Annotated in this window: 9 protein-coding genes; all 9 read left to right on the top strand. The window is 55.1% G+C overall.

The features are described from left to right. Positions 1-94 precede the first annotated feature (94 nt). Positions 95-2,329, top strand: coding sequence for a polysaccharide biosynthesis tyrosine autokinase (locus tag ZRA01_RS17710; RefSeq protein WP_246093734.1), 2,235 nt, complete (start codon positions 95-97; stop codon positions 2,327-2,329). A gap of 32 nt (positions 2,330-2,361) precedes the next feature. After that, positions 2,362-3,639, top strand: coding sequence for a lipopolysaccharide biosynthesis protein (locus ZRA01_RS17705; protein ID WP_141354684.1), 1,278 nt, complete (start codon positions 2,362-2,364; stop codon positions 3,637-3,639). Then, positions 3,632-4,906, top strand: a complete 1,275-nt coding sequence (locus ZRA01_RS17700) for an O-antigen polymerase (protein WP_141354682.1) — start codon at positions 3,632-3,634, stop codon at positions 4,904-4,906. Before ZRA01_RS17705 ends, ZRA01_RS17700 begins: the two co-directional genes overlap by 8 nt. A gap of 9 nt (positions 4,907-4,915) precedes the next feature. After that, positions 4,916-6,019: a glycosyltransferase family protein gene (locus tag ZRA01_RS17695; RefSeq protein WP_141354680.1), complete on the top strand. Its 1,104-nt coding sequence runs from the start codon at positions 4,916-4,918 to the stop codon at positions 6,017-6,019. 28 nt (positions 6,020-6,047) lie between these two features. Beyond that, entirely contained in the window at positions 6,048-7,082 is a 1,035-nt protein-coding gene (locus tag ZRA01_RS17690) for a polysaccharide biosynthesis protein (protein ID WP_141354678.1), read from the top strand. Positions 7,083-7,088: 6 nt separating this feature from the next. Next, complete coding sequence (gene wbjC / locus ZRA01_RS17685) at positions 7,089-8,198, top strand: UDP-2-acetamido-2,6-beta-L-arabino-hexul-4-ose reductase (protein WP_141354676.1); 1,110 nt, start codon at positions 7,089-7,091, stop codon at positions 8,196-8,198. After that, positions 8,195-9,325, top strand: a complete 1,131-nt coding sequence (gene wecB / locus ZRA01_RS17680) for a non-hydrolyzing UDP-N-acetylglucosamine 2-epimerase (RefSeq protein ID WP_141354674.1) — start codon at positions 8,195-8,197, stop codon at positions 9,323-9,325. The genes wbjC and wecB overlap by 4 nt, the downstream gene beginning before the upstream one ends. Positions 9,326-9,342: 17 nt before the next feature. Continuing rightward, the gene (locus ZRA01_RS17675; RefSeq protein ID WP_141354672.1) at positions 9,343-10,542 is read left to right on the top strand and encodes a glycosyltransferase family 4 protein; all 1,200 of its coding nucleotides are present in this window, start codon (positions 9,343-9,345) and stop codon (positions 10,540-10,542) included. A gap of 63 nt (positions 10,543-10,605) precedes the next feature. Continuing rightward, positions 10,606-11,454: nucleotide sugar dehydrogenase (locus ZRA01_RS17670; protein ID WP_141354670.1), on the top strand; the 849-nt coding region annotated here is incomplete at its 3' end.

The following is an 11,454-nucleotide window of genomic DNA, read 5'->3' as shown; positions in this document are numbered from 1 at the left end:
TTTAGCGGAGCTTGAGCAAGTACTGCCCGCTCTCCTAGCCAACCCCCCCCCACAAATCCCGGCCCAGACCCAAATAGCCCACACCCAGTCGACCATGGAAAACGAAACCCTCAAATCCAAGGCCACCATGCCCGGCCAGCAAATAGCCACCGGCGCCGAAGAAGAGCAAGGCCTGGCCATTGGCGAAATCATCGCGGTGGTCATGGAATACCGCTGGCTCATCGCCGCCATCACCGCGCTGTTCATCCTGCTGGGTGGCGCCTACCTGTTTGTGGCCAAGCCGGTCTACAAGGCCGACGGCCTGCTGCAGGTCGAAGAGAAGGGCGGCGGCGGCATGTCGGCCGCGCTCAAGGATCTCCAGCCCCTGCTGGGCGACAGCACCACCGTGTCTGCCGAGCAGGAGATCCTCACCTCCCGCATGGTGCTGGGCCGCGTCATCAACCGCCTCAAGCTCGACATCGAAGTCCAGCCCAAGACCTTCCCCATCATCGGTGGCGCCATCGCCCGCCGCTACAAGGGCAGCGAGCCCAACACCCCGCTGTTCGGCCTCGACAGCTACGCCTGGGGCGGCGAAACCCTGCAGGTGGATGCCCTGGACGTGCCCCGCAGCGCCGAAGACAAGCCGCTGATCCTCACCGTGGGCGACAACGGCAGCTTCGAACTCTCCGACGAAGACGGCGACCAAGCCCTCAAGGGCGCCGTAGGCTCCCGCGTCACCGCCGGCAAGTTCTCCATCTTCGTCTCCAACCTCGTTGCCCGGCCCGGCACCCGCTTCGTGCTGGTGCGCCGCTCCACCGAATCTGCTGTCGAATCTCTGCGCAAGAGCTTTGCTGTCAAGGAGCGCGGCAAGAAGTCCGGCATCCTCGAAGCCAGCCTAACCGGCCCGGACCAGGAAAAGATCGGCCTCGTCCTCGACGACATCCTCAAGACCTACGTGCGCCAGAACGTGGAGCGCCGCTCTGCGGAAGCTGAGAACACCCTCAAGTTCCTCGAGACCCAGCTCCCCGCCCTCAAGCGTGAGATGGACGTCGCCGAAGCCGCCTACAACAATTACCGCCAGGCTCGCGGTTCGCTCGACCTGAACCTCGAAACCCAGAGCGTGCTGCAGTCCCTCGTCGAAGTAGACAACCAGATCGTCGCCCTCAAGCAGGAGCGTGACGAGCTGCGCCAGAACTTCACCGCCGAGCACCCCCGCGTACAGGCCGTGGACCAGCGCCTGCAGCGCCTCAAGGAGCGCCGCGGCCAGTTCGATGCTGATGTGAACAAGCTGCCCGACACTCAGCAAAAGGTGCTGCAGCTTGCTCGCGACGTGGAAGTCTCCACCACCCTTTACACCAATCTGGTCAACACCGCCCAGCAGCTCAAGGTGTCCAAGGCTGGCACCGTGGGTGACGTGCGCATCCTTGACCAAGCCGCCGTCTCACGTCAGCCAGTTGGTATGAAGGTGCCAGCCGTGCTTGCCGTGGCGGCACTGCTAGGCCTTACGGCCAGCCTTGGCACTGTGTGGATCATCCGTTCGTTGCGTGTGGTAGTCGAAGACCCCGAAACTATCGAATCTCAGCTCGGCCTTCCGGTTTACGCCACGATCCCCCACAGTCCGGAAGAGGCTTCTATCGTTCGCCGCGCCAAGGGTGCCAAAACCGGGGGTGAGCTCCTAGCCATCCGCAATCCCGAAGATGACGCCATTGAGAGCCTGCGCGGCCTTCGCACCACTATCCACTTTGCGCTGATGGATGCGCCCCATAACTCCTTACTCATCACCGGCTCCAGCCCCGGATTGGGCAAGAGCTTTATTTCCAAGAATCTGGGCGCAGTGCTGGCCAACGCCGGCCAGCGTATCGTGATCATCGATGCTGACCTCCGCAAGGGCCACATCAATAAGGAGTTCGGTCTGCGCCGCGAGACCGGCGTGAGCGAATATGTGGTGGGCTCAGTGAAGTTGGAGGACATCGTCAAGCCGACGTCCGTACCAAACCTATGGGTCGTCACTACCGGCCAGATTCCTCCCAACCCGTCCGAATTGCTAATGCATCAGCGCTTCGAGCAGATGCTCGAATTGCTTGGTAAGCAATTCGACACCTTGATCGTGGATGCGCCGCCGATCTTGGCTGTTTCCGACGCTGCGATCATTGGTCGTATGGCGGGCGCCACTCTGATGGTGGCTCGTGCTGGGCGTCATCCGATTGCGGAGCTTGAGCAGTCCGTGAAGAGACTTAATCATTCGGGTGTCCAGGTGAAGGGTTTTGTGTTTAACGATCTGAATACGGATCGCCAGAGGTATCGTTACGGCTATAAAGGGTATGTTTATCGCTACTCGTATAAATCGTGAGCCTTTATTTTTCTTTGTATACGGAGTTTTTTATGCGTAGCGATAGTACCCTTTCAAGGGTACTGCAGGTTGCGGGTGGGGCTGCCCTTGGTCAGTTGTTGATAATAGCGGCCTCTCCTGTCTTAACCAGAATATATACGCCCGCTGATTTCGGTTTTCTCGGCGTGTACGTTTCAGTGGTGAGCGTTATTGGGGCTGTCGCTGCGTTTCGTTATGACGTCGCATCATCAGTCGTCAAAAGTGAGCGGAGTTCTAATTTGCTTTTCCGCTTGGCCCTCGTGCTTGTTGGATTTGTTTCATTGGTATCCTTTCCCTTGCTTGTTGGGTGGCAGGTTTCTGATTTTTCAGTTTCTGGAGATTTGGTGGGATTCCCGCTTCTGTGCGCATTGTCCGTATTTTTTTTCGGGCTTTTTCAGGCTGCTAGTTACGTGACTGTGCGCAGAAAGAAGTTTAGAGACGTTGGTTATGCAAGAGCTCTTCAAAATGGTGGTGGTGTTCTTGCTCAATTGACTCTTGGGTTTGTCGGGATCGGGTGGTATGGGCTCGCGCTAGGTTATTTGTCTGGATTAGTTCTTTCGTTTTTCTTTCTTTGGTCCAGGCTTGGTTGGTTTTTAAAAAAAGACGATTTTATAAAATATAAGAGACGCATTCGGTGTGTTGCTTTTCGTCACAGTGATTATGCGGTGAAGTCTGCTCCTGCCGCACTCATTGGTACCGCGGGTTTGTTTGCACCAAATATCTTATTTTCGGTCTTTTATGGTGCTGCCGTGGCCGGAGCTTATGTGCTCGCGCAACGTGTGGTTGTTCTTCCGATGCATTTTGTTGGAATGGCCGTTGCGCAGGTTTACTTGAGTAAACTGGCAGGGGCTTACAACGAAAAAGATCCACGCTTCTATGACTATGTGAAATCGGCGAGTGTTCGCCTTTTTGCGGTTGGGTTGATTCCTGCGAGTCTATTGTCTTTTTTTGGAAGTCAGCTTTTTGGTTTTATTTTCGGTAGTCAGTGGGCGACAAGTGGCGTTTATTCGTCATTTTTGGTTTGGGCGTTTCTGCTTCAATTGGTTAGTTCCCCTCTCTCAACAGTGTTTGTGATTGTTGGTAGGCAGACCACGCAATTTTTTTGGGAGTTGGGTCGGATCGTTTCAATTGTTCTTTCTGTTTTGTTGGCGAATTTCATCGGCTTGGATTCGTTGTTTGCTGTCGGTTTTTTTTCGGCGGTGCTTGCTGCTAGCTATATGGTTCAGCTTTTTTTGATTTTGAAATGCGCTAGAGCTTGTAGCGAAAATTTTAGTGAGAGTCGCTGTGCTTGACGATGTTCTCTATTCTGCTTTGGCATTGCTTGTCTTAGAGCCGATCATGCTGAGGCGGCGGTATGTTGCATTTTCACCGTTGGTTTTGTTTTTGTTTGCATACATATTTGTTTATGTTGCTCCATATTACGGTGACCTCTTTGGTGGAGATGCCTGGGTTTTAAAGTTGTCCTCCCAAGAATTAGATGTGGGTGTTGAAAATGTTCGATACTTTTTCTATAGCTGGGCGGCCGGCGTTTTGGTCTTGGTTCCGTTTTATTTGAGAAGAGCAAAGTTGGAAAGTAATAGATTTGCGTTGATTCCACTTGGAACTACGGTTCGTGTTGTTTCTTTGATGTTGCTTGTTTATTTTTTGTATATAGGTAGTGGCGTTGATTTTAATCCTGTTGCAATGGTTGATCGGATGATTAATCCGCGGGCTTACACCTATATAAAAGAGGGTTTCGGTCCCTTGATTTTTATTAACACCTGTATGCAGTTAATTGCGTTGTTCATGGTGTTAAACGGGTTTTTTTCAACAAAACGAAAAGTTTACTTGTTGCTCCTGCTTGTTGTTGTCTCTTCCATGATTCTGGGTGGTGGGAAATCCCAGTTTTTGATGGTTGTGATATTTTCTGCTTTGCTGTACCAAAAGTCGGGCATGGGAGGCAAAGTTACACTCGGGAGAAAAATAGGGATTTTTGCTTTATTTTTATTGCTAATGCTAGGCGCTTTTTTTTCTGCTTTCGTCGCTTACGGAGATTCGGACAAGAAAGCGGATGCTGTTGACGTATTGAGTGCCGTTGTTGATTATCAAAGAGAAGCTTACTACAGCGCAAAAGTGGCGAAAGATTTCGACTGGGATCCAGAGTTTGTTTTGGTCGCTGTTGTTGATACAGCAACAGCTGTGGTGCCGCGGTTTCTATGGGAAGATAAGCCCTATTTCGGCTTTTATAATCGGTACTGGCGGCCCTTGTACGAGCCTGATACTGTCACATATCACACGACGACCTACGGTGCGCTAGCAGAAGGTCATATGGTTTTTGGCGGACTTGGGCCATTTTTCTATGGCTTGTTGTGGGCCTTCTTTGTTGCAGTCTTGTATAAAAGAATCGTTCTTGCTTCAAAGTTGCATACCTTTTTTGTTTCTGTTTACCTCAGTTGTTTGGTATATTTTTTCCTGCGTGCCGGGTTCCTTTTTTCTACGCCGTGGAACGTTGTCATTTTTTCGGCGGTTTCCTACATGTTTCTGTCTCGGCTTGAACGTAGGGGGCATGGGAGAGTTTGAGGTGGTCAATTGAAGACTGTAGTTGTAGCGCGAGTTGATTCGATCTATGAGAGAGCAAGGCTCTATAAGTTGTGTAAATTGCTTGATCGGTGTGGCAAGGACTTCGTTGTTTGGAAGTTGCCACCCAAAGGTGTCCAGCAGGGGCAAGCGGGAGAGCGATGGAACGAGATTTCTTTAATCTCATTCCGTTGGCGCCGGTTTGGCATGGGGATTGAATATTTGGTTTGGGCTGTTGCGGTCCTTGCTCGTGTCTTGTTGTCCTCTCGTGAGAATAAGTATTACTGCTTGGCGTTTGAGTCCGCGTTTCCTGTTGCACTCATTCGAGGCCGGAGGGGGGCATTTTTCTTTGATAATGCGGATAATTTCGCTTCAAGCCACAAATGGCCACATTTTGCGAAGCTTTTTTTTCAGGCTGCCGAGCGATTCATAGCAGCCAGAGCAAAAGTTCATCTAGTCCCAGGTGAGTCTAGGTGGCCGGTACGTGATAGCAATCTACGAGTCGTAAAGAATACTCCGAGCAAGAAAGTATATGACTCGGCTGTTTGTATAGCGCGTGACCGTCACTATGAGCGTGGAGTCGAATTTACTTTGTATGTGAATGGTTGGCTTTCAGGAACTAGAGGTATTGCTACGCTGCTGAAAGCATTGAATGTGCTAGAGGAGTCAGGACGGAAAGTAAATGTGCTGATTGCTGGTCGGTCAAATAGTCCTGAAGGGGATCTTTTGATTAAGCATTCCTTTGCAGAGTATCTTGGGCCGGTATCAAATGAAGAGGCGCTGGCGTGTTGTTATCGGGCTGATCTGGTCTTTACTTTTTATGATCCATCGATCCCGATTAATGTTGTCGCTGAGCCCAATAAGTGGGGCGACTGTGTTGCTACGGGAACCCCTTTTTTAGCTAACTCTGAAATCGAGACGGCTAAACCGTTTTATCAGTCAGGGTGTTGCTTTTTGACTCCATATGCGGACTATCAAAAGCTTGCTGAACTTTTGTGGGATCTTAAAGTATCTTCTGAAAAGCTTGAGCTTGCACGGAGCGCGATAGGTAATCAAGATTTTGTTTTCTGGGACGACGCCATGGAGCGTGTTCTCGATGAGTGGATATCTGGCTGATTTTTTAGATTAATTTTTTGAGGTTGGTATGTTTAAAGATCGAGTGCTCTTGGTGACGGGTGGTACAGGTTCCTTTGGTAATGCTGTTCTTCGTCGCTTTCTTTCTACTGATATCGGTGAAATTCGTATTTTCTCCCGTGACGAGAAGAAGCAGGACGACATGCGGAAGCTTTACAACAATCGCAAGCTGAAGTTCTACATTGGCGATGTGCGTGATCCGCACTCCATCAATGCGGCAATGCGGGGTGTTGATTACGTCTTCCACGCGGCCGCCCTGAAGCAGGTTCCGTCCTGCGAATTCCACCCGATGCAGGCGGTACGCACCAATGTACTCGGCACCGAGAACATGATCGAGGCGGCCATCGCCAACAAGGTAAAGCGCGTCGTGTGCCTTTCCACCGACAAGGCGGTGTACCCGATCAACGCAATGGGTATCTCCAAGGCGATGATGGAGAAGGTGATGGTTGCCGCCTCTCGCAACCTGGAAGGCACCGGCACCGTCGTTTGCGGCACCCGCTACGGCAACGTGATGGCCTCCCGTGGTTCGGTGATTCCGCTGTTTGTGGATCAGGTGCGCAACGGCAAGCCGATCACCATCACCGACCCCAACATGACCCGTTTCATGATGACGCTGGATGATGCGGTGGATCTGGTGCTTTACGCCTTCACCAACGGCAACAATGGCGACATCTTTGTGCAGAAGGCCCCGGCCGCCACTGTCGATGTGCTCACTCAGGCCATCCTCGGCCTGATGAAGAAGCCCGAGCACGAGGTGCGCGTCATCGGCACCCGCCATGGCGAAAAGCTTTACGAAGCCCTGTTGAGCCGTGAAGAGCGTGCCTGCGCAGAAGATCTGCCCGGCTATTTCCGTGTGCCGGCCGATGGCCGCGATCTTAACTACGACAAGTTCGTGGAAGAAGGCGAGCAGAAGATTACCGAGGCCGTGGAATACACCTCCCACAACACCGAGCGCCTGGATGTGGACGGTATGACCAAGCTGCTGCTCAAGCTCGATTTCATGCAGAAGATCGCCCGCGGCGAGCACGCCGTGGCCCAGGACTAAGCTGCCATGCGTATCGTGATCACCGGGGCCGACGGTTTCATCGGCCGCAATCTTTCTGTTCGTCTGGGTGAGCTGGGCCATACGGATATCGCGCGTATCACGCTGGATTCGTCCGATGAAGACCTCAAGGCCGCGCTCAAGGGTGCGGACTTTGTCTTTCACCTGGCAGGCATCAACCGCCCGAAGGATGTGAGCGAGTTTGCCACCGGCAACGCCGGTCTCACCGAAACCGTCTGCAGTCTGCTGGCCGAGTACGGCAACAAGGCACCGGTGGTGCTGTCGTCCTCCACCCAGGCCGCGCTCGACAATCCCTACGGTCAGAGCAAGCGTGCGGCCGAGGATGTGGTGTTTGCCCACGGCAAGCAAACCGGTGCGCCGGCCTATGTGTTCCGCCTGACCAACGTGTTCGGCAAGTGGTCTCAGCCCAATTACAACTCGGCTGTGGCCACCTTCTGTCACAACGTGGCGCGCGGGCTTGAGATCAAGATCAATGATCCGGCTTCGCCCCTCAAGCTGGTGTATGTCGACGATGTGGTCGAGGCTTTTATCGGCCTGCTGCCGGCAACTGCGCCCAGCGGGTTTGTGCAGGCCGGCCCGGAATACGACACCACCGTTGGCCAGGTGGCCGATACGATCCGCGGTTTTGCTGCCAGCCGCGCCACGATGATCACCGATCGCGTGGGCACCGGCCTGGTGCGCGCGTTGTACTCCACCTACCTGAGCTTTTTGCCGCCTGATTCCTTTGCCTACGAGGTGCCCAAGCACGGCGACCCGCGGGGCGTGTTCGTTGAAATGCTCAAGACGCCGGATTGTGGCCAGTTCTCGTATTTCACTGCCCATCCCGGGATTACCCGCGGCGAGCATTACCACCACACCAAGACCGAGAAGTTCTTGGTAATAAAGGGTAAGGCGCATTTCGGCTTCCGCCACATCGTCACCGGCGAAACCCACGAGATCGTCACTGAGGGTGGCGAGGGCCGCATCGTCGAGACAGTGCCCGGCTGGACCCACAACATCACCAATATTGGTGATGACGAAATGATCGTGATGCTGTGGGCTAACGAGATCTTCGATCGCGAGAAGCCCGACACGTTTGCAATGAAGGTGAAGCAATGAAGAAATTGAAGGTTGTTTCCGTTGTTGGCACCCGCCCGGAGATCATCCGCCTCTCCCGCGTGCTGGCGCGCCTCGACGAATACTGTGATCACGTGCTGGTGCACACCGGCCAAAACTACGACTACGAACTCAATCAGATCTTTTTTGACGATCTGGGGGTGCGCAAGCCCGACCACTTCTTGAACGCTGCCGGTACCACCGGCGCCGAGACCATCGGCAACGTGATCATCGCCGTGGACAAGGTGCTGGGCGAAGAGAAGCCCGACGCCATGCTGGTGCTGGGCGATACCAACAGCTGCATTGCCGTGCTGCCCGCCAAGCGCCGCAAGATCCCCACCTTCCACATGGAAGCCGGCAACCGCTGCTTCGACATGCGGGTTCCGGAGGAGATCAACCGCCGCATCGTCGATCACACCGCCGACATCAACCTCACCTACAGCACCATCGCGCGGGATTACCTGCTGCGCGAGGGCCTGCCGCCCGACATGGTGATCAAGACCGGCAGCCCGATGTTCGAAGTGCTCAACTTCTACCGTGAAGGCATCGAGGCTTCCGACGTGCTGGAGCGCCTGGAGCTGAAAGCCCGGGAGTTCTTTGTGGTCAGCGCCCACCGGGAAGAGAACATCGACTCCGACAAGAACTTTACCAACCTGGTGGCCACGCTCAATGCGATCGCCGAGAAGTACCAGATGCCAGTGATCGTCTCCACCCATCCGCGCACCCAGAAGCGTGTGGATGCGATGGGCGCCAAGTTCCACCCGCTGGTGCGTCTCCTCAAGCCCCTGGGCTTCAAGGACTACAACAAGCTCCAGCTCACCGCTAAGGCGGCACTGTCGGACAGCGGCACGATCAACGAAGAGTCGTCGATCATGAACTTCCCGGCCCTCAACCTGCGTGACGCCCACGAGCGCCCCGAAGGCATGGAAGAGGCTGCGGTGATGATGACCGGCATGAACACCGAGCGTGTCATGCAGGGCCTGGCAATCCTCGAAGACCAGCCGAGCGGTGACACCCGTCTGCTGCGCCAGGTTGGCGATTACAGCATGCCCAACGTGTCGGACAAGGTCGTCCGGATCATTCACAGCTACACGGACTACGTGAATCGCGTGGTCTGGAAGAAGTACTAATAGAAAGTTGCACAGCCATGCGTATCGCCCTGATTGCGGATGCCTATCCGCCCTTGCGGTCCTCCGGGGCCGTTCAGTTGCGGGATTTGTCTCAGGAGTTCGTCCGCCAGGGCCATGACATTACGGTCATTGTGCCGACGCATCTGATTTCGACGCCCTGGGCACTAGAAACCCTTGAAGGGGTTCGCGTGCTCCGGGTGCGGGCGATGCAGACGCGGGATACTCCGTATGTAAAGCGGACCCTCGCTGAATTGGCGCTTTCCCGCTTCGTGCGCAAGGGGCTTGAGCAGAGCCCGCTGCGTGACACCAAGTGGGACGGCGTCGTGTGGTATTCGCCGACGATCTTCTTTGGTCGGGCTGCTGCTTGGGTGAAGAAGAAGTCCGGTTGCCCGAGTTATCTCATCATCCGGGACATCTTTCCCGAATGGGCTGTAGATCTGGGCTTGATGAAGCGGGGTGGGCTCGTCCATCGTTTCTTCAAGTATTTCGAGCAGGTTCAATACGACGCAGCGGACACCATTGGCGTGCAGTCGCCGGCAGGTCTGCCGTATTTCGCCGATTGGAAGAAGCGCCCCGGGCGGCGGCTTGAAGTGCTGCAGAACTGGCTGGCGCCTGCCAAAGATGTGGGTTGCAGCGTTTCAATCGCCAATAGCCCGTTGGCCGGCAGAAAAATCTTTGTGTACGCGGGCAACATGGGCGCAGCGCAAGCCATGGATATGGTGTTGAGCTTGGCCGAGCGGATGCGCGACCGAAGGGACTTTGGCTTTCTATTTGTCGGGCGTGGCTCGGATGTGTCGCGGCTGCGAGGGGTCGCTGAAGCCAAGAAATTGGCCAATGTGCTTTTCCACGACGAGATTGATCCGACTGAGGTTCCGGGGCTGCTGGCCCAATGCCACGTGGGGCTGGTCATGCTTGACCCACGCCACAAGACGCACAATGTGCCGGGAAAGTTTTTGACTTATATGCAGGCTGGCTTGCCGGTGCTTGCACGGATCAACCAGGGTAACGATCTCGTTGATCTCATTGCTGAGGAGAACGTCGGCCGGGCTTATGTGGGCGATTCCGTAGAAGCTTTTGGGGATCTCGGTATCCAATTGGCCGACAGCCAGGACAGAGCTTTGATGTCCACCCGCGCAAAAGCGCTAGCGCAAAAATTGTATTCCTCTCAGGCTGCTGTCGAGCAGATTGTAACCAATCTGACCGGCGTAAAGGCTTGAAGCCTTAGTTGGCAAAATCCATCTGCAAAGAATTCATTTCACTTCAATCAGGACGTTTCAAGCATGACCACCATCGCAGTAATCGGCCTCGGCTACGTAGGCCTGCCCCTCGCCGTCGAGTTCGGCAAGAAGCAAAAGACCGTCGGTTTCGACCTGCACCAGGAGAAGGTGGACGCCTACGCCCGCCACGTTGACCCGACCGGTGAAGTGAGCAGCGAAGACCTCAAGGCCGCCGTGCACCTCACCTGCAGCACCGACCCCAAGGTGATCTCCGAAGCCGACTTCATCATCGTCGCCGTGCCCACCCCGGTGGACGACGCCCATCAGCCCGACTTCACCCCGCTGGTCAAGTCGAGCGAGAGCGTCGGCAAGTACATGAAGAAGGGCGCCATCGTGGTGTACGAATCCACCGTGTACCCCGGCGCCACCGAAGAAGTGTGCATCCCCATCCTCGAGAAGTTCTCGGGCCTCAAGTGGAAGCAGGACTTCAACGTCGGCTACTCCCCCGAGCGGATCAACCCGGGCGACAAGGAACGCACCGTCACCAAGATCATGAAGGTCGTCTCCGGCGACACCCCCGAGACCCTCAAGATCGTCGCCGACACCTACGCCTCGGTGATCACCGCCGGCGTCTACCCGGCCAGCTCCATCAAGGTCGCCGAAGCCGCCAAGGTCATCGAGAACACCCAGCGCGACCTCAACATCGCCCTGATGAACGAACTCTCGGTGATCTTCCACAAGATCGGCATCGACACCCTCGAAGTGCTCAAGGCCGCCGGCACCAAGTGGAACTTCCTGCCCTTCCGTCCGGGCCTGGTGGGCGGCCACTGCATCGGCGTCGACCCCTACTACCTCACCCACAAGGCCGACATGCTGGGCTACCACCCGCAAGTCATCCTGGCCGGCCGTCGC

Source organism: Zoogloea ramigera (assembly GCF_006539865.1).
GTDB lineage: Bacteria > Pseudomonadota > Gammaproteobacteria > Burkholderiales > Rhodocyclaceae > Zoogloea > Zoogloea ramigera.
This window is presented reverse-complemented; position numbering and strand designations above follow the sequence as displayed.

What these genes read in the sequence shown, in the direction of transcription:
- ZRA01_RS17710 (WP_246093734.1), top strand. Translation starts at nt 95, where the DNA reads ATGGAAAACGAAACCCTCAAATCCAAGGCCACCATGCCCGGCCAGCAA.
- ZRA01_RS17705 (WP_141354684.1), top strand. Translation starts at nt 2,362, where the DNA reads ATGCGTAGCGATAGTACCCTTTCAAGGGTACTGCAGGTTGCGGGTGGG.
- ZRA01_RS17690 (WP_141354678.1), top strand. Translation starts at nt 6,048, where the DNA reads ATGTTTAAAGATCGAGTGCTCTTGGTGACGGGTGGTACAGGTTCCTTT.
- wbjC (WP_141354676.1), top strand. Translation starts at nt 7,089, where the DNA reads ATGCGTATCGTGATCACCGGGGCCGACGGTTTCATCGGCCGCAATCTT.
- wecB (WP_141354674.1), top strand. Translation starts at nt 8,195, where the DNA reads ATGAAGAAATTGAAGGTTGTTTCCGTTGTTGGCACCCGCCCGGAGATC.
- ZRA01_RS17675 (WP_141354672.1), top strand. Translation starts at nt 9,343, where the DNA reads ATGCGTATCGCCCTGATTGCGGATGCCTATCCGCCCTTGCGGTCCTCC.